Source organism: Plantibacter sp., assembly GCF_059073635.1.
The window spans coordinates 482815-505009 of sequence record NZ_JCACOF010000010.1; the positions used below are offsets into that span (position 1 = coordinate 482815).

Genomic DNA, 22195 nt, shown 5'->3' on the forward strand with positions numbered 1-22195 from the left:
GGCGCCGGAGCCCGAAGCTCCGACGCCGTCGCGGTCTGGTGGTGCGGGGTGGCCTGAGGGCCTAGCCGCACTTGGACTGGTAGACGGCATCCTTCGCGTCGCCGTCGACGTTGTCCTTGGTGATGATGGTGAAGCCGGTCTCGATCTTGGCCTCGACCTTGTCACCGTTCAGTGCGGCGATCGCCTGGGCGACGCCGTCCTTGCCGATGGTGGCCGGCTCCTGAGCGACGAGCGCCTGGACGGTGCCCTCCTTCAGCTGCTTGACCTGGGCGGGACCCGCGTCGAACCCGACGATGGTGACCGAGTCCTCCTTGCCGGCCTGCTTGACACCGGTCGCGGAACCTTCGGCCGCGAACAGGTTCGCTGCGAAGATGCCCACGATGTCGGGGTCCTTCTGGAGCGCCGCGGTCACGATCTCGGCAGCCGTGGACGGCTCGTTGTGGCTGTACTGCACGCCGAGGTCGGTGAACTTGTCATCGCCCTTCACCGCTTCCTGGAAGCCCTCGGCACGGGCGTCCGTGGTCGAGATGCCGGGGTCGACCGAGACCACGAGGACCTTGCCGCCCTCGGGGTGCGCTTCCTTGATCGCGTCGAACGCCGCAGCGCCGCCGCCCTTGTTGTCGCTCGAGATCTGCGAGACCGCGAACGACGGGTCGTCGACGGTGGTGTCGACGAGGACGACCTTGATGCCCGCGTCGGCCGCAGCCTTCAGCGGTGCCTCCATGGCCTTCACGTCGGTCGGAGCGACGAGGATCGCGTCCGGCTTCGAGGCGACGACCGAGTCGACGAGCGGCTTCTGCAGCGTCGGGTCGAACTTCTCCGGACCCTGGGTCGTGACCGTCGCGCCGGCATCCTTCGCCGCCGATTCGATACCGCACTGCATCGAGATGTAGAACTCGTCGCCTGCGACGCCCTGGATGAACGCGATCTTGTAGCCGTCGGAACCTGCGCCTGCGCTGCTGCCGCCCGAGCTCGCGCCACCGGAACAACCGGTGAGCATGAGGCCTGCCGACGCGCCGAGCGCGAGGACTCCGAGAACTGACTTCTTCCACTTCATTGTGATTACCCGTTTCTCTTGAACTGCTGGACTACTGGGATGGTGCGGGGGGGTGTTGATCTGTGTAAGGGGTTATTTCTTCTTCCTGCTGACGAGGGCTCGCCAGAAGCTCGTGGATCCACCGCGGGCTGCGGAGGAACGGCGGACCTGGTCGACGTAGACGGCCAGGATGAGGACGGCGCCGACCGCGACCTGCTGCCAGAAGGGCTGCACGCCGGTGATGACGAATCCGTTCTGGAGGACGGCGGGGATGAACAGACCGACGACGGTGCCGAAGATCGTCCCGTAGCCACCGAAGAGCGAGGTGCCACCGATGACGACCGCGGCGATGACGTTCAGGTTCGTCTGCGACTGACCGGCGATCGCGGTGGTGCCGAACTGCGACAGCGACAGGATGCCGGCGAGACCCGCGAGGCCTCCGGAGATCGCGTAGATGCGGATGAGGTGACGGTCGACCTTCACGCCGACGCGTCGTGCCGCCTCCTCGCTCGAGCCGACCGCGTAGGTGTACAGGCCGAACTTCGTCTTGTGGAGGACGAGCGCACCGATGATGACGACGACGAGGGCGATGACCGAGATGATCGGAACCGCGCCGAAGATGTTGCCGTACCCGATCGAGTCGGTGAGGACCGACGGCACCTCGCGGATGTCGACACCGCCGGTGAGGATCTGGGCGAGGCCGAGCGCCATGCCGAGGCTACCGAGGGTGACGATCAGCGGCGGCACCTTCGCCTTGGAGATGAGGATGCCGTTGAACGTGCCCCAGAGGATGCCGACGCCGATCGAGACGATGATGCCGACGATCGCGGTCCCCCAGTCGTCGCCGCCCATGGCCCGCATCGTCGTCGCAGACACGACGCCCGAGAAGACGAGGACGGATCCGATCGAGAGGTCGATGCCGGAGGTGATGATGACGTAGGTCATGCCGACGCCGAGCACCGCGAGGATCGAGGCGTTCTGCACGACGAGCCGCAGGTTGGACAGCTGCGCGAAGGTGTCGGGCGCGATCGCGGAGAAGATCGCGATGACGACGAGGAGGACGATGAAGATCTGGAAGGCCTGGGCCTTGAAGAGCTTCCTGATCGGGGTCTCCCGATCCTTGGCCGTCTCGATGGCGGTCGTCTCCGGCCCCATCTCGGCCTGCTTCACCGCGCTCATGCGACGTTCCTCGTGCTGGCACCGGTCATGAGACCGACGAGTTCTTCCATGTTCGTGTCCTTCGTGTCGACCGTCGCCGCGCGGTGGCCGAGCCGCAGCACCTGCACGCGGTCGGACACCTCCATGACGTGCGGCATCGAGTGGCTGATGAAGACGACCGCGATGCCCTTGTCGCGCACCCGGCGGATCGTCTCGAGCACGTTCTTCGTCTGGCGGACGCCGAGGGCGGCCGTCGGTTCGTCGAGGAAGACGACCTTGTTGGCCCAGTGCACCGCGCGGGCGATGGCGATCGCCTGGCGCTGCCCACCGGACATCGCGCCCACCGGGTCGGTGAGTGAGCGGACGGTCGCGCCGAGTTCGTCGAAGGCGTGCCGCGACTGCTTGCTCATCTCCTTGACGTTCATGAGGCCGAGCAGCCCGCCGAGGCCGGGCCGCATGATCTCGCGGCCGAGGTAGACGTTCTGGACGGGGTCGAGGTGGGGCGCGAGGGCGAGGTCCTGGTAGACCGTCTCGATGCCGAGCGCGCTCGACTGCATGGGCGAGGTGAGGGTGATCGGTTCGCCTTCGAACTTGATCACGCCGCTGTCGACCGCGAGGTTGCCGGAGAGGGCTTTGACCAGGGTGGACTTGCCCGCTCCGTTGTCGCCGATGAGGGCGGTGACCTCGCCGGGGTAGACCTCGAAGTCCGCTTCGTCGAGGGCGCGGACGTGCCCGAACTGCCGGGTGAGGCCTCTGGCCTCCAAGACGGGAGTCGTCATGTCGTTCTCGTTCCTTTCCAGCCGGCCCCGGTGGACGGGTCCGGCGTGTGGTGGCTGTCGTACCGCCGTTCGGGGCGGTGGTGTGTGGTGAGCTGCTGCGTGATCGTGGGTCCTGCGTCGAGGGGTGGCGTCATCGGATGCCTCCCGATGCGAGGGTCGCCGGCCAGCCCGCACCGGGGCCGGCGGCGAGCACGGTGCCCGAGCCGCTGACGGTCCAGGGCCCGAACCCGGCCGGGACGGCGAAGACCTCTCCGGCGGAGAACTCGACGGCCTCGGCGCCGGTCTCAGAGACCAGTGCGCCTGCGCCGGTGAGCGCGAGGGCGACCGAGAAGCCGGCGTCCACGGGTGCGCTGCCGTCGGTGCCGGGCGCCACGGCGAAGAGCTGGAAGTAGGGGTCGGCGGCCGCGGGCAACAGCGACACCGGCGCGTCCGTCCGGGCGTCGAGGTCGTGCAGCACGACGAGGTGTTCGATCTCGGACTGCGGGAGTGCCTTCGTCGACACCGCGCCCATCACGGTCTCGAATCCGAGGCCGAGGTGGGACTCGTCGCGCGTCGAGGTCGTGACCGACCACTCGAGGAGGATGGAGAGGTCGGTCGGTTCCTGCACCTCCGCGAGGAAGATGCCGCCGTCGATCGCGTGGGCCGTGCCGGCCGGGACGAGGATGCCCATGCCGCGCTCGACGACGATCCGGTTCATGTGCGACAGCATCCACTCGCTGTCCTGGGCGTCGCGACGGCGGTCGAGTTCGTCGGGGTCGACGTCCTCGCTCCATCCGAGGTGGACGGCCGAACCGGGCTCGGCGTCGAGGATGAACCAGGCCTCCGTCTTGCCGTAGGCGCAGTCGAGGTGGGAGGCGGCGAACGCCCGGTCCGGGTGCACGTGGACGGGGAGCCGCTGACGGGCGTCGAGCAGCTTGACGAGGATGCCGGTGTCGGCGGCGTCGGTGCCGTGGTCCTGTCCCGCGCCGGTCCACTGCTCCGGGTCGGCCGCGACGAGGTCGCGGAGGAGGACGCCGTCGACGGTGCGGGCGAGGCCGATGGCGCCGCCGGGCTCCTGGTCGGCGCGGCTCACGGTCGCTCCGAGCCACTCCTCCGGCTGGAACTCGCTCTGCTGCTCGATGCCGCGCAGGCCGGCGATGCGGTCGCCGCCGCGGTAGAAGTGCTCGATGAGGTTCGGCGCGAGTCGCGTCGGCTGGGCGAGCCTCGTGGGCTGGGTCGTGCTCATGCTGCTGGTCCTCCGACCATGCTCGTGGTGGACGCGGTGCGCGCGTCCACGGTGTGACGCTGTGCCGGGCCGGGGATCTCTCCGGAACCACGCGACACCAGGGAGGTCGGGACGACCCACTCGCGCGGTTCGTCGGCCGGCGATTCGCGCAGTTCGAGGAGTCGCTCGATGGCGGCGGTACCGATGACGAACGGATCCTGGTTGATGCAGCTGACGGCCGGTCGCAGGACGTCGGCGAGGGTGAAGTCGCCGAACGCGATGTGCGCCGTCCCCTCCCGCCCGATGCGGTGCAGGGAGGTCGTCAGACCGATCGCCGCCTTCGCGTTCGACGCGAAGAAGGCGGTGGGCGGGTCCTCGAGTCCGAGCAGGCGCTCCGTCTCGGCGGCGTAGTCGAGCGAGCCGTCGATGGTCCAGGAGACGAGCGACGGGTCGAGGTCGATGCCGGCCTCGGCGAGGACGTCGGTGTAGCCCTGGTAGCGCCGACGGATGGTGAGGAAGCGTTCGTCCCGGTCGTAGAAGGCGATGCGGGTGTGGCCGAGCTCGACGAACTGGCGGATCGCGAGCTGGGTGGCGGCGTAGTCGTCGACCACGACGCTGTCGAAGGCGGCGAGCGGACGGTCGACGGCCACGACTGGCGTCACGTTCCGGAACGCCTCGAGGTAGGGCAGCTCCGCGGCGACCGGGGCGATGATGACGCCGGCGACCTGGTGGCCGGCGATGAACCCGGTCAGCTGGTCGCGCTCGCGCCCCTCGTCGAGCCCGGTGCTCGCCACGAGGACGCTGAGGCCCTCCTTGAGCGCACGGGCCTCGATGGCGCTCACGAGCGAGGCGAAGAACGGGTCGGCGAGCGAATCGATGAGGACGCCGATCGCGCCACCGGTGCCGGACTTCAGAGAACGGGCGGCCGTGTTGGGCACGTACCCGAGGCGATCGATCGCCTCGAGCACGCGGCTTCGGGTCTCGGGGTGCACGGACGGTTCGCCGTTCACCACCCGCGAGACGGTCTTGATGCTGACGCCGGACTGCGCAGCCACATCCTTGATCCCGGGCGGCCGCATCAGCGGGTCCCCCTGACGGGAAGCGGAACGGGTCGGACGTCGCAGCCGGTCCGGAGCGACGGGACGTGCGCACGTGTCCGGATCGGACTGGTCGCGGTGATCGCGGGGTTGCAGGTGCCCATGGGCTCCACCTCCTGACAGCGTTGTCATCGGTCGGGGTGGTGCAGCTGCAGAACCCCGTCGTTCCTTCGTGCGCCTATACTGACCGCAGACCGACAACGTTGTCAAGCAACGTTGTCTGAAAGAGATCAAATTCATTTGGAACTCGCATCGAAGAGGCGTTCAGACCCCTCGGATGCGGGTCGCCACCCCGGAATCATCGAGGAGTCAGCGTGATCGTCGTCGTCGCAGGAGCAGCCGGAAGCGGCAAGACCACCCTCGGACGTGAGCTCGCCCGGGCCCTCCGACTCCCGCTCCTCGACCTCGACACCATCACCAATCCGTTGCTCGACGGTCTCGGTGCGGTGACCGATCCCGACGGCGCCGAACCACTCCACTGGAACGACGCGAAGCTGCGCCCGACCATGCGCCCGGCACGGTACGCGGCCCTCCGAGCGGTCCTCGCCGACCAACGCGACAGTGGTGTCGGCGCGGTACTCGTCGCACCCTTCACCGCGGAGCTCCGTGGCGGCGCCGAATGGGACGCGCTCGTCGAGGCGGCCGGGGTCGTCCCCAAGGTCGTCTGGCTGCACGCCGATGCCGCCACGCTCGCGGCCCGCCGGGCCGAACGCGGTGCCGAGCGGGACACGCACATCGTGGACCCGTCGACCGACACCCCACCCGCCATCGAGCACCTGTCGATCGAAGCCGCGTTGTCCACCTCGCAGCAGCTCGCCGCCGTCCAACGCGCGCTCGGTCTCGGACGGACCATCGAGGCCTCCGCACCGATCTTCGACCAGGTCTTCGCCGCCGGGCTCTTCGACCTCGACGGGACCCTCATCGACTCGACGCCGGCCGTGAACCGGTCGTGGGCGCAGCTCGCCCGCGAGTACGGCCTCGAGGGCGACCTGCTCGCCGCGGGACACGGCCAGCCCGCTGCCCAGGTGCTCGCCGCGATCTTCCCGCCCGAGCAGGTCGCCGAAGCACTCGCGCGGATCATCGAGATCGAGGCCGACGAGGTCGCCGACGTCATCGCGCTCCCGGGGGCGGCGGAGGCGCTGGCGGCGCTGGGTGACGACGCGAAGGCGATCGTCACGAGCGGCACAAGGCTCATCGCCGGCAACCGGATCGCGGCCGCCGGGCTCGTGCGGCCAGAGGTCGTCGTGACCTTCGACGACGTCACGAAGGGCAAGCCGGACCCCGAACCGTTCCTGCTCGGCCGCACCCGGCTGGGCATGGAGTCGCAGCCGTGCGTCGTGTTCGAGGACGCACCGGCCGGGCTCGCCGCAGCGCGCGCCGCCGGCTGCTGGACGGTCGGCATCGCGGGGACGCACGAGGCGCACGAACTCGATGCGGACCTCGTGATCGACGGCCTCTTCCAACTCCGGCTCGAGCCGGTCGCCGAGGGTGGGTTCCGACTCGTCCCGGCTTCGCTCGGCTGAGCAGCACCCCGATCCGGGCGCCTGTCGACGAGCCTCCGGACACTCTTCGATCGCGACGACTCCCCCGCGACGACGGCTCGTTCTCCGCCGCTGCCTCGGGCGGTTGCGATCCCCTCCCTTGTCTTGTATCTGAAATAACACTGCTAACATATCGACTGCTATGTCGACCGTCGAAAACGCCCCCTCTCGCCAATCCGTCCGCTTGTTCTCCGCGCTCGCGATAGCCGTGTCGTGGTTCATCCTGTGGTGCCTGACCCCGGGTATCACCGACCGAGGCCCCGTGCGTCTCGTGGTGCAGGAGGACACCGTCGTGGTGTTCCTCGAGTCCCTGATCGCCGGCCTCCTGGTGATCGCCATCGCCATCCTGCAGCGCACCCACACCCGTGAACTCTTCGCACCGTCCCCGCAGCGGTTCCTGTACGTCGTCCCGGTCGTGCTCGCACTCGCGTTGCCGTTGCACTACGAGCTCGAGTTCCCCGTGCTGCTCTACATCTTCTGGATGACCGTCTCGGTGTTCTGGCAGGACTACCTGACCTTCGGACTCCTGCAACGCCATCTCGCCGCGCGCTTGCCGTCGCGCGCGGTCATCCCCGCCGTCGCCGTCCTGTTCGCCCTCGGACACGTCATCCTGCTCCCCGACAAGTTCGGGCTCGTGCCGAACCCGTTCCCGGCACTGAGCATGCTCGCGCTCGGCCTCCTGCTCGCGTGGCTCCGTCACCGGTTCACGACGATGCACCTCATCCTGACGCTGCACCTGTCGTTCTACTTCGTCTTCGCGTGAGGTCCGGCCGCACGTCCGAACGCGACCATCGGCGAGCACCTCGACCGGCTTGACGACCGGGCACTGAACCGCTGATCCTGCGGACGCTCCCACTGATCCCTTCCGCAATGCACCTCGACGACTGCGGAGACTCGTTCCCTGAGCCTGTCGAAGGGCCCACGAGCAACCTCCCCCACCGCACCTCGACCGGCTCGGCGACCGCGTCACGCGCCGGTCCCTGAGCTTGTCGAAGGGCACCCCGAGCAAGCATCAACTGTCGGATAAATACCCAGATCAGCGGCTGATTCGGTGCGCGTTCGAATGTCAGTGGTCCGTGTTTGGATGGACCCATGACCAGCACCGCACCGAACCCGCTCGCCGCCGCCGCGGCCGGGTTCGATGCGGTCTGGCAGGGCGCGCTCGATGCGATCCGTCCAGGCTCCGGTGTCGCGGAGCAGCTCGAGAACATGAACGACGAGGCGGTCCTCCGGGTCCTCGACGAACTCGGTGCCGTGCAGCACGCGGTCGAGGTCCTCGCCGCCCGCGTCACCGGCGCGATCGCGTTGCGCCCGTCGCCTACCCGCCGCGACGGCACGCTCGTGCGCGCCGCCGGTTACGCGAACCCGGGCGTCATGGTGTCCGAGCGGTGGCGGGTGGCACGCGCCCGCGGCGCGGCGATCGCCGAGGTCGGTGCCGCCATCACGCAGCCGCGCGGGCTGCTCGGCGAGCTGGAGGAGTGCCCGTTCCCAGCGGTCGCTGCCGCCCTCGAACCGGCACCCGCCACCGACGCCACGACCGCCCAGACCGACCGCCGACCCACGCGCCACGGCGTCGGACACCCACACGGTCACGCGCCTGCTCGGCACACCCACGCTCACCCCTGAGCGTCGATGGGGCCGCGGTCATCGTCCGCGAGCTCCGCAACGCCGGCCGCATCTGCACCAGGGTCGAACTCCAGGCGGCGTCGGTCATCGCCATCGAGCACGCCGCCCACGCGCCCCTGCAGGACGTCACCCGCATCGCGAAACTCGTCCGCACCCGCCTCGACCAAGACGGCCGCGAACCCCGCGACGAACTCCTCCGCCGAGCAGAACGCTGCACCATCCACGAACTCCCCACCGGCATGACCCTCCTCCGCGCCGAACTCGCCCCCGAAAGCGCCGCCTTCATCCGCGCCGGCCTCGACGCCCTCATCGGCGCCACCACCCGCAAACCCCACTTCATCCACCCCGACACGGCCGACCCCGCCGACCAACCCGACGGATCCGGTCACCCCATGCCCGACGGACCCACGCTCATCCCCACCGACCGGCGACGCGCCATCGCCCTCACCGAGACCTTCCGACACCTGGCCGGCTGCAGCAGCGCCGCCACCGAACTCACCCCCGTCACCGTCATCATCCGCACCGACCACGACACCCTCGAAACCGGCCTCGGCGCTGCCACCATCGACGGCATCGACGAACCCATCGGCCCCGGCGCCCTCCGCCGCCTCGCCGCCGACGCCAACCTCATCCCCATGATCCTCAACGGACCATCCCAAGTCCTCGACCTCGGCACCAGCACCCGCCTGTTCACCCGCGGACAAAAACTCGCCCTCGCCGAACGCGACGGCGGCTGCGCCTGGACCGGCTGCACCCACCCACCATCCTTCACCGAAGCCCACCACATCCGATGGTGGTCACAAGGCGGCCCCACCAACCTCGACAACGGCATACTCCTCTGCCCCTTCCACCACCACCGCATCCACGACGACCACTGGACCATCACCATCCAAAACGGCATCCCCTGGTTCATCCCACCCAGCCACATCGACCGACACCAAACCCCCATCCGAGGCGGACGCCTCCACCTCGCCGCCTGAACCCGGGGCACCCCTCTGCCTGCACACCCGCCTGCCCTCCGACAAGCTCAGCGACCGACACGGGAACCACCCTTCGACAAGCTCAGGGACCGACGACGCGGAACACCATCCCTGCCTCGGACCAACGCTCAGCAACCGACGCCGTACTCGACAACCCAGCCACCCCGGTCCCTGAGCCTGTCGAAGGGCCCACGAACGAACCGTCGAACCTGCCCTTCGACAAGCTCAGGGACCGAGACGGGAACCACCATGCCTCGTACACGCTCAGCGACCGACGCCCTACTCGACAACCCGGCCACCCCGGTCCCTGAGCCTGTCGAAGGGCCCACGACGAACCGTCATACCTGCCCTTCGACAAGCTCAGGGACCGAGACGGGAACCACCCGCCTCGACACGCTCAGCGACCGACGCCGTACTCGACAACCCGGCCACCCCGGTCCCTGAGCCTGTCGAAGGGCCCACGACGAACCGTCATACCTGCCCTTCGACAAGCTCAGGGACCGAGACGGGAACCACCCTGCCTCGGACACGCTCAGCGACCGACGCCGTCCTCGACAACCCGGCCACCCCGGTCCCTGAGCCTGTCGAAGGGCACACGAACAGCCGTCGAACCTGCCCTTCGACAAGCTCAGGGACCGAGACGGGAACCACCAGCACTCGAGCGACGGCGAACGACGTCAGCGACCGAGCGCCCCGCCTCTGAACCGGTCGAAGGGCCGACGAGGCACCGTCCGACCGCCGCAGGGTCACCCCGCGGCGACGACCTCTTCCACCGCCACCCGCGCACCGACGGCCGCCAGCCGCGCGCGGGCCGCGATGAACGCCTCGCGCAGTCGCGCGTCCGATCCGAGGTCGCCGAACACGACCTCCAGGTCGAGGAACGCGCCGGGGCGCTCCGCCTCCTGCGCGACGGCCGCCTGCAACTCGGCCAACCGCCGGTCGACCGGGGCAAGCTCCCGCCCGTCGTCACCGACACCCTCGATGAACCGACTCCACGCTGCGAGGACGAGCGCCGAGCGCGCGATCCCGCCGCCGGTCCGCAACTGCTCACGGACCACCGGGAGCAGGAACTTCGGGATGCGCTCCGAGCCGTCGACGATCTGCCGCGCCAAGGTGTCCTTGATCGCCTCACTGCCGAACCGGCGCATCAGCTCCGCACAGTACGCGTCGATGTCGATCCCCGGGACCGGCGCGAGCGTCGGCCTCGCCTCCTCGTGCATGTACCCGAGGAGGAACCGCGAGAACAGCTCGTCGCGGCAGACGTCGTGCACGTACGTCTCCCCCGCCAGCAGCCCGAGGTAGCTCATCGCCTGGTGGGAGGCGTTCAACAACCGGAGCTTCATCAGCTCATACGGCTCGACGTCCTCCACGAGCTGCACGCCCACCTGCTCGTACGGCGGACGGCCGTCCGAGAAGTCGTCCTCGAGCACCCACTGCTCGAACGACTCCGAGAGCACCGGCCAGCGGTCGTCGATCCCGAACCGCTCGGAGACGAACGCGCGCTGCTCGTCCGTCGTCGCCGGCGTGATGCGGTCCACCATCGAGTTCGGGAACCGCACCTCGGCACCGATCCAGGCGGCGAGCGCCGGGTCGATGCGCTCGGCGAACGCGAGGATCGCCGTCCGGGCGACGTGCCCGTTGCCCTGGATGTTGTCGCACGACATGACCGTGAACGGAACCGCACCGGCGTCGCGTCGGGCACGGAGGGCCGCCGTGATGAACCCGAGCGGGCTCTGCGGCAGCGCCCCCGCCGGCAGCCCGTCGAGGTCCGCGAGCGTCGCACCGTCGCTCGGCTCGAACGCGCCGGTCGCATCGTTCACCCCGTAGCCGCCCTCGGTGATCGTGAGCGACACGATCCGCGTCGACGGATCGCTCACCCGCGCGAGGACCGCTCCCGGGTCGTCGGGAGCGAACAGGTACTCGACGATCGACCCGACGACGCGCGCCTCGACCTCGCCGTCCGGACTCGTCGTCACGAGCGTGTAGAGCCGGTCCTGAGCGCCGAGCGCGTCCCGCATGGCGGCGTCACCGGGCAGTGTGCCGACGCCGACGAGCCCCCAGGACGCGTGCTCGTCGCCGGGGAGCCCGAGCACGCGGTCGACGAACATCGCCCCGTGCGCACGATGGAAGGCGCCGACCCCGAAGTGGACGATGCCGGGTCGGATGGCCGAGCGGTCATAGGCGGGGACGGCCACCTGCTCGTCGAGAGCGGTGAGGGTGGCGTCGGAGAGCTGGGTCATGTGGTGCCTTCTCGTCGGTGAGCGGGTTCCGGGTGGTGCAGGTCGAGGGTGGTGCAGGTCGAGCGTGCTGCGGCTGCAGGGTGGATCAGGCGCCGTGGGTGGATTCGGTCTCCACCGGCGTCGACGCGTCGAGCGTGACGATGCGGGTGGCACGCTGCTTGGTGGCGTCGACCAGGCGGGCATTCGGCTCGTCGACGCCGAGCACCCAGGCTTCGGCCTCGTCGAGCGGGTGGCCGTGACCGAGGCGTCGGGCGATGAGTCGGTCGCGGCGCACCTCGTCGTCCACGTCGACGTACCAGGACTCGTCGAGATGCGCGGCGACACCCTGCCAGCCGTGGTCGTCGAACAGGAGGTAGTTGCCCTCCGTGATCACGAGCGGCACCTCGGGGCGGACGAGGACGGCACTGCCGATCGACGCCTCGAGCGAGCGGTCGAACCGGGGTGCGTAGATCGGTGTGCCCGGAGAATCGGCGGTGCGTCCAGCACGCGCGAGGCGGGACAGCAGTGCGACGTAGCCGTCGACGTCGAAGGTGTCGGGCGCGCCCTTGCGGTCGCGTCGCCCGAGGCGGACGAGCTCGGCGTTGTCGAGGTGGAAGCCGTCCATCCCGACGATGACGGCCTGGTCGCCAAGCGCGGCGGCGAGCGCGTCGCTGACGGTCGACTTACCCGCACCGGGCGCACCGACGATCCCGAGGATCCGGCGGGACCCGGTGGCGGCGAGCGAACGGGCGTGATCGATGAGGCCGTCGAGGTCGGTCCCGATCGTGATGCCGCTCATCGTGATGCCTGACCTCTCCTGGGAGCCGACCGGTCGCGGACGCGCCGTCGCCCGACTCACGGTAGGTCCAGGGGATGCGTGTGTCAACACCGGATGTCACCGGTGTCATGATCTGCTGGTGAAATCCATGTCACGGGTGACATGGCTGCCATTCCGTGGTTATGATGCTCCCGACCCGGTGCACCGACGCACGGGCCTCATCACGTCGATCGGACCACCTCATGACTGACTTCAACGGCCGCACCATCCTCGTCACGGGAGCGAGCGGCGGCATCGGCGGCGCGACCGTCCGCCACCTCGTCGCAGCGGGCGCGCAGGTGATCGCCTCCGGTCGCAACGTCGAGCACCTCGACGCCATCGCCGCCGAGACGGGCGCCGAACCGCTGCCCTTCGACCTCACCTCGGAGGACAGCATCCGCGACGCGATCGAGGGACGCGACATCTGGGGCGTCGTCAACTCCGGCGGTTGGGGCGGCGAGATCGCCTCCCCACAGGAGACCGACATCGACGTGTTCGACAAGGTCATCAGCATCAACGCACGCGGGTCGCTGCTCGTCACCAAGTACGCGTCCCGCGAGATGATCCGCCAAGAGCGCGGCGGGGCGATCGTCAACGTCTCGAGCCAGGCGAGCCTCGTCGCACTCTCCGGCCACATCTCCTACGGCTCGTCGAAGGCCGCGCTCGACAACATCACGCGGGTCTCGGCCCTGGAACTCGGGAAGTACGGCATCCGGGTCAACGCCGTCAACCCGACGGTCGTGATGACGCCGATGTCCGCCTGGTACTGGGGCCGCCCCGACATCGAAGGCCCCTTCCTCGAGGCGATGCCGCTCGGCAAGTGGGCCACCGAGGACGACATCGCCGGCCCGATCACCTTCCTGCTGAGCGACGCCGCCGGCATGATCTCGGGCGTCTCGCTGCCGATCGACGGCGGCTACACCGCGCGCTGACCCGATCCGGCAGGACCGAACGGGAGGGACCCGAGCATGGCCACGATGCGCCAGATCGCCGCAGCCGCCGGCGTGAGCGCGAAGACGGTCTCGCGGGTCTTCAACGACGACCCGCACGTCCTCCCGGCGACCCGAGAACGGGTCGAGTCGATCATGCGGGAGCTCGACTACGTGCCGAACTCCCTCGCGACGGCGTTCCGCTCGGGCCGCCCGTCGGTCATCGGGGTCGCCGTCCCCGACATCGTCGACCCGTTCTTCGCCGAGATCGCGCGTGCGGTGGAGCGGACGGCGCGCGATCACGACATGTCGACGCTCGTGACGAGCCTCGGCGACGACCCGGACCGCGAGCGCGCGGTCCTCGAGCCGATGCTCCGGCGTCAGCTGGCCGGAGTGGTGCTCGCGCCGATCAGCGACGACCAGAGCTCGCTGAGTGCATGGGCGTCGCGGACGCCGTTCGTGTTCGTCGACCGCGCGCCGGGCGGCCTCGCCGCCGACGCGTTCACGCAGGACGACTTCGGTGGGGCGTTCGCGGCGACGACCCACCTCGTCGAGCACGGCCACCGCCGGATCGCCTTCGTCGGCGACGAGCTGGCCCTGCCGACGACCGCCGAGCGGCTGCGCGGGTACCGGGCGGCACTCACCGAAGCCGGGCTGCCCGCCGACGAGGAGCTCATCGCCCTCGGTGCGGCGACCCGCGAAGGGGCGGCGCGTGCGCTGGCGGCGATCGACTCGCAGGCGACTGCTCTCTTCTCGTCGAACGCCGTCTGCACGATGGCGTTGCTGCCCGCACTCGCCGAGCAACCGCTCCCACTGGTCGCGTTCGGCGACTTCCCTCTGGCCGAGCTCCTGCGACCGTCGGTGTCCGTGATCACGCAGGACCCGGAGGCCCTCGGCCGACTCGCTGCGGAACGGATCATCGATCGCCTCGACCGCCCCGACGCGCGATACCGCCGGAGCACGGTCCTCCCGGTGCACCTCGTCGAGCGCGACTCCTGTCGGGTATCGCCTGCGGTGCTCTGAGCCGTCGGCTCCGAGCCGCCCCGGCCTAGCCGTCGAATCCCCGGCCCCTGAACCATCTCGGTCCCTGAGCCTGTCGAAGGGCGCCACGCGAACGCCCCGAAGACTCGATCGGCTCGGGAACCGAAACCGGCCGGCCTAGTAGCTCAACGTCGCCGGCGCGAGCTCCGCGGTCTGGTCGCCGACGCGGCTCGGGTCGCGCGGGTCGAGGCGACGGACCTCACCGACGTCCGCGAGTTCGTCGAGCTCGATCCAGAAGATGTTCGGACTCCGTGTCGAGCCGAAGTAGTAGACCAGGTTCGTGAGGTCGGCACCGGCCCGCCACCAGGTCGGGTACACGTCGCCCGTCGAGTACGGCGCGCCGTACGGCACCGACACGTTCGCGATGAGCTGGAAGACGCCCGCGACCGCCTCGACGGTGTCCGCCGGCTCCGGCAGGTAGTGGAGGAAGTAGGAGGCGCGCACGAACCGGTCGACCGAGGTGATGTCGCCGGGAGGCGGCAGTTCGCCGCCGAACGGCCGGTAGCGGTCGCGGTTGGTGATCTGCTCGTCGAGGCTCGGCGAGTTGGCCATCACGGTGAACTCGCGGCCGTGGTGGACGACGAGCCGGCCGTCGATCGGCTCGATGATCGCGGAGTCACCCGAGGCGTCCTCGATCGCGATGTGGATCCCCATCTGCAGGCCGCGGAACATCGGGGACGTGATGCGGACGGTGTCGATGTCGGCGATCGCTTCGGCGACCGAGGCGTAGCTGTCGAGGAGGTACTGCACCCACAGCGCGTTCGAGACCGTCGGACGGCCGTCGGGCTCGGCGAACGTCACGTCCTCCGGGTCGAGGTAGAGCGCGTGTGCTCCGAGGCCCGCCGTGTTCAGGCCGTCGACGGTCCCCATCCCCCACATGCTCGTGACGACACTGCCGTACCGGGAGGTCCACCGGTGCGAGGTGGCGTCGCCCGTGCCACCTCGGTCGGTACCGCTCGGGACGAACCACAGCTCGGGTTCGTCGCTCTCCGACCAGTCCATGCAGCGGCTGACCGTCTTGGCGACCGCGTTGTCGTTCCAGAAGATTCGAGTGCACACGCGCTGAGCGTACCCCGCGCGTGGTGCCCACCGGAGGGGCTATCGCCCACGCAGTGCCGCGGCCTCGCTGAGCCAGCGGCTGTAGCAGTCCCAGGGGTCGACGTCGCGGGCGACCGAGGCGATGTGGGCGAGCAGTCGGGGCGACCCCGTGAACCATTCGGAGCGTTCGAGGCGCTCGCGGGCGAACTGTTCGTGACGCGCACGCTCGACGTGCCGGTCGCCGCGTTCGAGCGCGAGCAGTTCGTCATGCCAGATCGCGGCGAACCGCTGGCGAGGGTTCGTCGTGGTGCCGATCTTCACGCGGTCGCCGTGACGGAGGTAGTAGACGACGTCGATCCGCGGCCGGGCGAGGTCGTCGTCGGGCACGTCCCCCTGCCGCCACTCGCACGCGGCGCACAACCAAGCGGACGGGTAGTGACGGCCGAGCCGCGAGCCGCACATGATGCACGGCGACGGCAGGGCGTCGACCACACCCCAGCGGCGCTCCGCCCAGTCGGCGGCGAGGGCCAGGTGATCCTCGCAGAGCGCGACGGGCGCGTCGACCGGTGCCGCGGCGTCGCACCCGGGTTGTACGCATCGTCTGTGGGGCATCTCCCGAGTGTCCCCCACCCCGCCGACACCGGCCTCCAACCCCGGTCCCTGAGCCTGTCGAAGGGCACACGGCAAAACCCCGCCCTTCGACAAGCTCAGGGACCGAACGATTGCGCCGGCAGGGACCGGCTGGGTGAGCGAACAAACGACCGACTCCAACCCCGGTCCCTGAGCCTGTCGAAGGGCACACGGCAACAGAGCCCGTCAGCCGCTTCGACAAGCTCAGGCGACCGATACGGGCGAAGCGGCAGGGTCGAGCGACGGTCCTCCACAACTCCCCCGTGATCCGAGAGCGTCCACCGTCGGAGGTCAGCGCAGACCGACAGGATCGAGGTCCTGCGAGGCTTCCCGGATGCCCCACGTCTACATCCTCAGATGCGCCGACGGATCCTTCTACACCGGCAGCACCATCGACCTTGCTCGACGAGTCGCCGAGCACATGGACGGCCTCGGAGCGACCTACACCCGCGAGCGACTGCCCGTCACACTCGTCTGGTCGGCCGAGTACGACCGCGTGGACGACGCATTCTTCATCGAGAAACGTCTTCAGGGGTGGAGCCGGGCGAAGAAGCAGGCCGTGATCGACGGGCGGTTCGACGACCTCCCGCGCCTCAGCTGCTCGCGGATCACCGCATGGCGCGATCCAGAACCCGGAACGGACCCGGTGGCCGGTCCCTGAGCCTGTCGAAGGGCACACGAACAGACCCCACCCTTCGACAAGCTCAGGGACCGAACGGTTGGGCTGGCAAGGACCGGCTGAGTGAGCGGACAGGGACCGACCGTTCAGAAACGACCGACTCCGACCCCGGTCCCTGAGCCTGTCGAAGGGCACACGAACAGACCCCACCCTTCGACAAGCTCAGGGACCGAACGGTTGGGCTGGCAAAGGACCGGCTGAGTGAGCGGACAGGGACCGACCGTTCAGAAACGACCGACTCCGACCCCGGTCCCTGAGCCTGTCGAAGGGCACACGGACAGACCCCACCCTTCGACAAGCTCAGGGACCGAACGGTTGGGCTGGCAAAGGACCGACTGAGTGAGCGGACAGGGACCGACCGTTCAGAAACGACCGACTCCGACCCCGGTCCCTGAGCCTGTCGAAGGGCACACGGACAGACCCCACCCTTCGACAAGCTCAGGGACCGAACGGTTGGGCTGGCAGGGACCGATTCGTTGCGCTGGCAGGGACAGGACAGGTGAGCGGACAGGGAGCGCCCTTCGACAAGCTCAGGGGCCGGCCAGGGCGCTCCCGGCTGGGAGACGGTCGGGTGGCCTCCCAGCCGATGCGCACGTCACAGCGCGATCGCGCGACCCTCCTCGTGGGAGCGGATCGCCGCTCGGTAGATGTCGTGGGTGAGCGCCGCCTCCTCGGGGCGCGCCGCCCCGAACCGGTCGCCGAGCGAGCCGTGCCGCTCGGCGAGGAACACGGCCCACATCTGGAGGATCGTGTCGGAGAACCCGGACTCGAAGTTCGGCCCGGTCACCGTCGGCCAGACCGACTGGCTGCCTGCGTCGAGCTGCTGCCACACCTGCTCCCGACCGCCGCCCGGGATGTCCCGCACCGCGAACACCTCGACGAGCTTCGGGTTCTTCGTGCTGAACCGGACCCCGCCGTCGAGACCGATCGCCTCGAACTCCCACGTGTTCTTCTGCCCGGGATCGATGCGCTTCGTCTCGGTCGTGAGCGGGAAGCGGACACCGTCGTGGGTCGCCCAGCTGTGCAGCACCGCGTTGTCCCAGGTGTCGCACGGCACGAGCGAACCGTCGGGACCGGGACGCTCGGTGACGATGTTCTGCAGCACCCCGTACACGCTCTCGGGTGCCCAGCCGAGCCGCAGCGGCACGTGCCAGGTGTGCATCCCGAGGTCGTTCATCACGCCGGCCTCACCGCAGAACTGCGTCTGGCGCTTCCAGTTGATCTGCTTGCCCCGATCGATGTCGCTCGAGTGCAGGAAACTGTTGCGCGCCTCGACGATCGTGCCGAGCGCTCCGGACCGCACGTAGTCGATCGCCAGCTGCGCACCCGGGAAGAACGGCATCTCACTCGAACACCGGACGAAGCTCTCCGGGTGCTCGGCCATCGCCGCGAGGACGGACTGTGCGGCCGCCGCGTCGATCCCGAAGGGCTTCTCCGCCAGCAGGCCCTTCCCGGCTCGGATGACGTCGGTGTAGATCTGCTCGTGGAGGTCGTGACGCACGGCCACGTAGACGACGTCCACCGACGGGTCGGCGAGCAGCTCGTGGTAGTCCGTGGTCTTCGTGACGACGGTGTCGATCTCGTCGAACCAGTCGAGCGCCGCCGGGTTGATGTCGCAGACGGCCGTCAGTCGCGGTCGCACCGGGTGGTCGATGAGCGCCGGCCAGCGCTGGATGGCCGCGGCGATCTCGCGCCCCATGAGTCCGCCGCCGATGATCGCGACGTTGACGCGCTCCGCCGTCGCCCGGTCGGCCGTCACCTGGTCGGCGCTCATGCGCGAGCCGCCTCGAGGATCGCGAGGCCGGCATCCGCGTCGGCACCGTCGTGCAGCACCGCCATGAGTGCCGCGGTGATGGCGGCCGGATGCTCGTGCTGGATGATGTTGCGGCCGTAGACGATGCCGCTGACCCCGGCGTCGAGGACGGCGACCGTCCGCTCCAGCAGGGTCCGGTCGTCGACGCGACCGCCGCCACGGACGAGGACGGGGATGTCTCCGGCGACCTGCACGACGCGTGCGTACTCGGTGATGTCGCTACTCGGATCGGCCTTGATGAGGTCGGCACCGAGTTCGACCGCCTGGCGCACGAGGGTGACGATCTTCTCGATGTCGCCGTCGACCTGGTACCCGCCGGCCGTCGTGTTGTCCTGCATGACGAGCGGTTCGATCATGAGCGGCATCCCGTACCGGGTCGCTTCGCGGCGCAGGGCCATGATCGAGCGGATGTTCGCCTCACGGACCTCGGGGTGCTCGGGGATCTGCATGAGGTTGACGCACACGGCGACGGCGTCGAGCCGGACGGCCTCCTCGATCGCGTGCGGCACGTGGTGGCTGTAGAGGATCGAGTCGAGGGGGTTGCCGTAGACGTTCGCGACGTCCGTCCGCAGGACGAGCGCAGGCTTGTCCTTGCCGGGGACCTGCTGCAGGAGACGGGCCTGGCCGAGGGTCAGCTGGACGGCGTCCGGGCCCGCGGCGACGAGCGTGCGGACGACCTCGCCCATGTCCTCGATGCCGGTGATGAACGAACGCTCGCCGAAGAACCCGTGGTCGACGGCGACGTCGAGCGCGCGACCGGATCGGGCGTTGAAGAGACGATTGAGGCGGTACAGCGACATTGCGGCGGCTCCTGATCGTGACGGGGAGGGTTTCCGAATCGTCCCTCGGTGTGTCACAGTAGTGGCCTGAGACAACGTTGTCTAGCTTGCGCCGGGTCACCCCCGGGGCGAAGAACGGAGGGTCCATGGGCGAGATCGTCGTCGCCGGTCACATCTGCGTCGACCTGTCGCCAGGGCTGAGCGCGAGCGCACGCATCGATCCGGGCGCCCTCATCGACACCGGCCCGCTCCGCATCTCCCTCGGCGGCTGCGTCGCGAACACCGGCCTGGCCCTCGCCGATCTCGGGAGCACGGTCCGCCTGCACGCGACCGTCGGCGACGACGAGCTCGGCGCGATCGTCGCCTCACGCATCGCCGCGCACGACCGACTGCACCCGGCGCTCGAGGTCACCGACCGGGCCGCGACCTCCTACAGCGTCGTCGTCGAGCCCGCCGGCCTCGACCGGACCTTCTGGCACCACACGGGCGCGAACGAGGTGTTCACCGGCGAGCACCTGGCCGTCGGCGACGCGGACCTCGTCCACCTCGGCTATCCCCCGCTGCTCCCCGGGATCGTCGCCGACGATGCGGCGCCCCTCGCGAAGCTGCTCGAACGGATCCACCGACACGGCGCGACCACCTCGATGGACCTCGCCGTCGTCGACCCCACGAGCGCCGTCGGCCATCTGGACTGGGAGGCGATCCTCCGGCGCACCCTGCCGCTGACCGACATCGTGAGTCCGAGCGTCGACGACCTGCGTTCGGCGCTCGGCACGCTCCGCCTCCCGGCCGGGACCAGCGCATCGCCCCTGGCCCAAGCGGCGGCGTTCGCGGACCTCCTGCTCGCCTGGGGTGCCGGCGTCGTGGCGATCTCGGCCGGCGAGGACGGGCTACTCCTCCGGGCCGCCGGTGTCGACCGCCTGCGCCTGGGCGGACGGATGCTCGCACCGCTCGCCGAGGCCTGGGCCGACGTCGACCTCGTCGCGCCGCCCGTCCCCGCACCCGCGTTCGTGTCGACCAACGGCGCCGGGGACGCGTCGACCGCCGGCCTGCTCTTCGCGATGTCACGCGGTGCCGCACCGGCGGAAGCCGCCGAACTCGCGGGCGCGAGTGCCGCTGCGACGATCGCGGGACGCCGGCCGACGGCGGCCGAGATCACCCGACTGCGACCCGGACTCAGCGGGCTCTTCGCGGTCGCGGGGGCGGACGAGCCGATCGCGTGATCCCCCATACGCCAGGATGGTGAGCATGCGCAGCTCCCGACCCCCGACCATGAACGACGTCGCCGCGGCGGCCGGGGTGGGGCTGAAGACGGTGTCGCGGTACGTGAACGGCGCGACGAACATCAACCAGGAGCTGTCGGAACGGATCGGCGCGGCGATCGAGGCCCTCGGCTACCGGCACAACCTGGCGGCCGCGAGCATCCGGCCCGGGCGGTCGAGCAAGGTCATCGGGCTGATCATCAGCGACCTGGCGAACCCCTATTACTCCGTGTTGGCACGCTCGGTGGAGCGCGTGTGCACGGAACACGGCTACCTGCTGATGTCCGCGAGCTCCGAGGAGGACGCCGACCGGCACCGACTCCTCGTCGACCGGCTCGTCGCGCAGCGCGTGGACGGCCTCGTCGTCGTGCCACCACGGCAGGCGACCACGGCCTGGGCCACGAGCACGGTCGTGCACGTCCCGATGGTGCTCGTCGACCGACCGACCGGGCCGCTCGAGTCGGTCGAGGTGCACACGGTGCTCGCCGACAACGCGGGCGGGGCGACCCGCGCGACCGCGGCCATGCTCGCCGCGGGCGCACGACGGGTCGCGTTCCTCGGCGACTCACTCGAGCTGTACACGATGCGCGAGCGACTGACCGGCTACCACCGGGCGCTGGCTGAGGCCGATCTCGGCGGCGCGACGGGGACGGGGCCGATCGAGCCGATCGTCTCCGACGGCGCACACTCCGTCGAGGACGCTGCGGCGGTCGTGGCGGGGTTCCTGGTGTCGGGCGAGGTCGACGCCGTGTTCGCCGCGAACAACCGGGCCGCGATCGGGGCCATGCAGGCGTTCGCGACGGCGGGCCGACGGCTGCCGCTCGTCGGGTTCGACGACTTCGAGGCGGCACCGCTCGTGACGCCGGCGGTGTCGGTGGTGGCGCAGGACGTGGCGCTCATGGGCCGGGTCGCGGCGGAGACCCTCCTGGCACTCATCGCCGGCGAGGCGGGCCCGCCCGTGACCCACACCCTGGACGTGCGCCTGGAGCTGCGCGGCTCCGAGCGCTGACGCCCTTCGACAAGCTCAGGGACCGGGAGAGCGGGCGCTCAGGGACCGGGGACGGGTGCTCAGGGACCGGGGACGGGCGCTCAGCGACCAGCGGGGTACGTGAGGCCGTGGCCGAAACGGAAGAGCGGGTCCTCGGTGTCGTAGGGGACGTCGGACCGACTCGCCTCGACGGCCGCCATCGAGCGCGGCAGGTCGAACGGCAGCCGGCCCTCCGGCAGCGCCCGACCGAAGACGACGTCGAGGAACGCCGCGTCACTGCCGCCGAAGCTCGCGACGAGCGCCGCGACCGCATCCGCCACCCCGGTGAGGATCGCCGGTCGGTCGAGGTGCATGTCGAGCACGGTCGGCACCGTCAGCGCGAGCGCCCGCAACCGCTCGACCTCGTCGGCCGGGATGTCGAGCGATCCGGCGTGGAACATGGCCTCGAAGCCGCCGGGCCGCGGTTCGTACGGCGTCTGCATGCGCACGAGGGCGACGTCCGCCGAAGCCGGATCCGCGACGACCTCGCCGTACGCGCCCGCGAGCTCGGGATCGACGCCCTCGAGGTACAACCTGCGG

At 69.9% G+C, this 22195-nt stretch carries 21 protein-coding genes; 9 read left to right on the forward strand and 12 right to left on the reverse strand.

Going from position 1 to position 22195, the window contains the following annotated elements; all coding sequences use genetic code 11:
* Positions 1–61 precede the first annotated feature (61 nt).
* From AC5JOC_RS14430 to AC5JOC_RS14450, 5 genes are all read right to left on the reverse strand, one after another.
* Positions 62–1057 carry an ABC transporter substrate-binding protein gene (locus AC5JOC_RS14430; protein WP_056013014.1) on the reverse strand — a complete coding sequence of 332 codons (996 nt, stop codon included), beginning with the start codon at positions 1055–1057 and terminating at the stop codon, positions 62–64.
* A gap of 72 nt (positions 1058–1129) precedes the next feature.
* A complete protein-coding gene (locus AC5JOC_RS14435) occupies positions 1130–2215 on the reverse strand; it encodes an ABC transporter permease (protein WP_079707371.1) in 1086 nt (361 codons plus the stop codon).
* Positions 2212–2973 (reverse strand): ATP-binding cassette domain-containing protein, encoded by a 762-nt coding sequence (locus AC5JOC_RS14440; RefSeq protein WP_079707372.1) that lies wholly within the window; start codon positions 2971–2973, stop codon positions 2212–2214. The genes AC5JOC_RS14435 and AC5JOC_RS14440 overlap by 4 nt, the downstream gene beginning before the upstream one ends.
* Before the next feature lie 130 nt (positions 2974–3103).
* Positions 3104–4198, reverse strand: coding sequence for a class I mannose-6-phosphate isomerase (locus tag AC5JOC_RS14445; protein WP_494246634.1), 1095 nt, complete (start codon positions 4196–4198; stop codon positions 3104–3106).
* Positions 4195–5232 carry a LacI family DNA-binding transcriptional regulator gene (locus tag AC5JOC_RS14450; RefSeq protein ID WP_159879498.1) on the reverse strand — a complete coding sequence of 346 codons (1038 nt, stop codon included), beginning with the start codon at positions 5230–5232 and terminating at the stop codon, positions 4195–4197. The genes AC5JOC_RS14445 and AC5JOC_RS14450 overlap by 4 nt, the downstream gene beginning before the upstream one ends.
* A 356-nt stretch (positions 5233–5588) precedes the next feature.
* Between AC5JOC_RS14450 and AC5JOC_RS14455 the strand changes: the two genes are divergently transcribed.
* The 4 genes from AC5JOC_RS14455 to AC5JOC_RS14470 all read left to right on the forward strand — a co-directional run bounded on the left by AC5JOC_RS14455 (position 5589) and on the right by AC5JOC_RS14470 (position 9421).
* Positions 5589–6797: an HAD-IA family hydrolase gene (locus tag AC5JOC_RS14455; protein WP_494246635.1), complete on the forward strand. Its 1209-nt coding sequence runs from the start codon at positions 5589–5591 to the stop codon at positions 6795–6797.
* Between the two features lie 160 nt (positions 6798–6957).
* A complete protein-coding gene (locus AC5JOC_RS14460; RefSeq protein ID WP_494246636.1) occupies positions 6958–7578 on the forward strand; it encodes a CPBP family glutamic-type intramembrane protease in 621 nt (206 codons plus the stop codon).
* 329 nt (positions 7579–7907) lie between these two features.
* Positions 7908–8441 carry a hypothetical protein gene (locus AC5JOC_RS14465; RefSeq protein ID WP_494246637.1) on the forward strand — a complete coding sequence of 178 codons (534 nt, stop codon included), beginning with the start codon at positions 7908–7910 and terminating at the stop codon, positions 8439–8441.
* Positions 8442–8491: 50 nt separating this feature from the next.
* Positions 8492–9421 carry an HNH endonuclease signature motif containing protein gene (locus tag AC5JOC_RS14470; protein ID WP_494246891.1) on the forward strand — a complete coding sequence of 310 codons (930 nt, stop codon included), beginning with the start codon at positions 8492–8494 and terminating at the stop codon, positions 9419–9421.
* 746 nt (positions 9422–10167) lie between these two features.
* On the opposite strand, the gene AC5JOC_RS14475 is transcribed toward AC5JOC_RS14470, so the two are convergent.
* The gene (locus AC5JOC_RS14475) at positions 10168–11661 is read right to left on the reverse strand and encodes a mannitol dehydrogenase family protein (protein WP_494246638.1); all 1494 of its coding nucleotides are present in this window, start codon (positions 11659–11661) and stop codon (positions 10168–10170) included.
* 85 nt (positions 11662–11746) lie between these two features.
* Entirely contained in the window at positions 11747–12439 is a 693-nt protein-coding gene (locus AC5JOC_RS14480; protein WP_494246639.1) for a nucleoside/nucleotide kinase family protein, read from the reverse strand.
* A gap of 221 nt (positions 12440–12660) precedes the next feature.
* Between AC5JOC_RS14480 and AC5JOC_RS14485 the strand changes: the two genes are divergently transcribed.
* Both AC5JOC_RS14485 and AC5JOC_RS14490 read left to right on the forward strand, forming a co-directional pair.
* Entirely contained in the window at positions 12661–13389 is a 729-nt protein-coding gene (locus tag AC5JOC_RS14485; protein ID WP_064296395.1) for an SDR family oxidoreductase, read from the forward strand.
* 36 nt (positions 13390–13425) lie between these two features.
* Complete coding sequence (locus AC5JOC_RS14490; protein WP_494246640.1) at positions 13426–14409, forward strand: LacI family DNA-binding transcriptional regulator; 984 nt, start codon at positions 13426–13428, stop codon at positions 14407–14409.
* Between the two features lie 135 nt (positions 14410–14544).
* Here AC5JOC_RS14490 and AC5JOC_RS14495 read toward each other — a convergent pair whose 3' ends face one another.
* Both AC5JOC_RS14495 and AC5JOC_RS14500 read right to left on the reverse strand, forming a co-directional pair.
* The gene (locus tag AC5JOC_RS14495) at positions 14545–15486 is read right to left on the reverse strand and encodes a linear amide C-N hydrolase (RefSeq protein WP_079706976.1); all 942 of its coding nucleotides are present in this window, start codon (positions 15484–15486) and stop codon (positions 14545–14547) included.
* Between the two features lie 39 nt (positions 15487–15525).
* A complete protein-coding gene (locus AC5JOC_RS14500) occupies positions 15526–16077 on the reverse strand; it encodes a GIY-YIG nuclease family protein (protein WP_494246641.1) in 552 nt (183 codons plus the stop codon).
* A 352-nt stretch (positions 16078–16429) separates the two neighbouring features.
* Between AC5JOC_RS14500 and AC5JOC_RS14505 the strand changes: the two genes are divergently transcribed.
* Positions 16430–16756 (forward strand): GIY-YIG nuclease family protein, encoded by a 327-nt coding sequence (locus AC5JOC_RS14505; protein ID WP_137243470.1) that lies wholly within the window; start codon positions 16430–16432, stop codon positions 16754–16756.
* A gap of 613 nt (positions 16757–17369) precedes the next feature.
* Here the strand turns inward: AC5JOC_RS14505 and AC5JOC_RS14510 are convergent.
* Together AC5JOC_RS14510 and AC5JOC_RS14515 are read right to left on the reverse strand one after the other, a co-directional pair.
* Complete coding sequence (locus AC5JOC_RS14510) at positions 17370–18548, reverse strand: Gfo/Idh/MocA family protein (RefSeq protein WP_124769758.1); 1179 nt, start codon at positions 18546–18548, stop codon at positions 17370–17372.
* Complete coding sequence (locus AC5JOC_RS14515) at positions 18545–19387, reverse strand: class I fructose-bisphosphate aldolase (protein ID WP_138944854.1); 843 nt, start codon at positions 19385–19387, stop codon at positions 18545–18547. The genes AC5JOC_RS14510 and AC5JOC_RS14515 overlap by 4 nt, the downstream gene beginning before the upstream one ends.
* 125 nt (positions 19388–19512) lie before the next feature.
* Here AC5JOC_RS14515 and AC5JOC_RS14520 point away from each other — a divergent pair, with 125 nt between their 5' ends.
* Both AC5JOC_RS14520 and AC5JOC_RS14525 read left to right on the forward strand, forming a co-directional pair.
* Entirely contained in the window at positions 19513–20589 is a 1077-nt protein-coding gene (locus AC5JOC_RS14520; protein WP_494246642.1) for a carbohydrate kinase family protein, read from the forward strand.
* Between the two features lie 25 nt (positions 20590–20614).
* Positions 20615–21637 (forward strand): LacI family DNA-binding transcriptional regulator, encoded by a 1023-nt coding sequence (locus AC5JOC_RS14525; RefSeq protein WP_494246643.1) that lies wholly within the window; start codon positions 20615–20617, stop codon positions 21635–21637.
* Positions 21638–21717: 80 nt separating this feature from the next.
* On the opposite strand, the gene AC5JOC_RS14530 is transcribed toward AC5JOC_RS14525, so the two are convergent.
* Positions 21718–22098: a glycoside hydrolase family 3 C-terminal domain-containing protein gene (locus AC5JOC_RS14530; protein WP_494246644.1), complete on the reverse strand. Its 381-nt coding sequence runs from the start codon at positions 22096–22098 to the stop codon at positions 21718–21720.
* Positions 22099–22195: the final 97 nt, after the last annotated feature.

Excerpts from the sequence above, each read along its gene's own strand:
- AC5JOC_RS14475 (WP_494246638.1), bottom strand. The coding sequence starts at position 11,661 with ATGACCCAGCTCTCCGACGCCACCCTCACCGCTCTCGACGAGCAGGTG.
- AC5JOC_RS14490 (WP_494246640.1), top strand. The coding sequence starts at position 13,426 with ATGGCCACGATGCGCCAGATCGCCGCAGCCGCCGGCGTGAGCGCGAAG.
- AC5JOC_RS14530 (WP_494246644.1), bottom strand. The coding sequence starts at position 22,098 with ATGCAGACGCCGTACGAACCGCGGCCCGGCGGCTTCGAGGCCATGTTC.
- AC5JOC_RS14445 (WP_494246634.1), bottom strand. The coding sequence starts at position 4,198 with ATGAGCACGACCCAGCCCACGAGGCTCGCCCAGCCGACGCGACTCGCG.
- AC5JOC_RS14510 (WP_124769758.1), bottom strand. The coding sequence starts at position 18,548 with ATGAGCGCCGACCAGGTGACGGCCGACCGGGCGACGGCGGAGCGCGTC.
- AC5JOC_RS14505 (WP_137243470.1), top strand. The coding sequence starts at position 16,430 with ATGCCCCACGTCTACATCCTCAGATGCGCCGACGGATCCTTCTACACC.
- AC5JOC_RS14480 (WP_494246639.1), bottom strand. The coding sequence starts at position 12,439 with ATGAGCGGCATCACGATCGGGACCGACCTCGACGGCCTCATCGATCAC.
- AC5JOC_RS14485 (WP_064296395.1), top strand. The coding sequence starts at position 12,661 with ATGACTGACTTCAACGGCCGCACCATCCTCGTCACGGGAGCGAGCGGC.
- AC5JOC_RS14515 (WP_138944854.1), bottom strand. The coding sequence starts at position 19,387 with ATGTCGCTGTACCGCCTCAATCGTCTCTTCAACGCCCGATCCGGTCGC.
- AC5JOC_RS14465 (WP_494246637.1), top strand. The coding sequence starts at position 7,908 with ATGACCAGCACCGCACCGAACCCGCTCGCCGCCGCCGCGGCCGGGTTC.
- AC5JOC_RS14460 (WP_494246636.1), top strand. The coding sequence starts at position 6,958 with ATGTCGACCGTCGAAAACGCCCCCTCTCGCCAATCCGTCCGCTTGTTC.
- AC5JOC_RS14430 (WP_056013014.1), bottom strand. The coding sequence starts at position 1,057 with ATGAAGTGGAAGAAGTCAGTTCTCGGAGTCCTCGCGCTCGGCGCGTCG.
- AC5JOC_RS14520 (WP_494246642.1), top strand. The coding sequence starts at position 19,513 with ATGGGCGAGATCGTCGTCGCCGGTCACATCTGCGTCGACCTGTCGCCA.
- AC5JOC_RS14525 (WP_494246643.1), top strand. The coding sequence starts at position 20,615 with ATGCGCAGCTCCCGACCCCCGACCATGAACGACGTCGCCGCGGCGGCC.
- AC5JOC_RS14435 (WP_079707371.1), bottom strand. The coding sequence starts at position 2,215 with ATGAGCGCGGTGAAGCAGGCCGAGATGGGGCCGGAGACGACCGCCATC.
- AC5JOC_RS14500 (WP_494246641.1), bottom strand. The coding sequence starts at position 16,077 with ATGCCCCACAGACGATGCGTACAACCCGGGTGCGACGCCGCGGCACCG.
- AC5JOC_RS14440 (WP_079707372.1), bottom strand. The coding sequence starts at position 2,973 with ATGACGACTCCCGTCTTGGAGGCCAGAGGCCTCACCCGGCAGTTCGGG.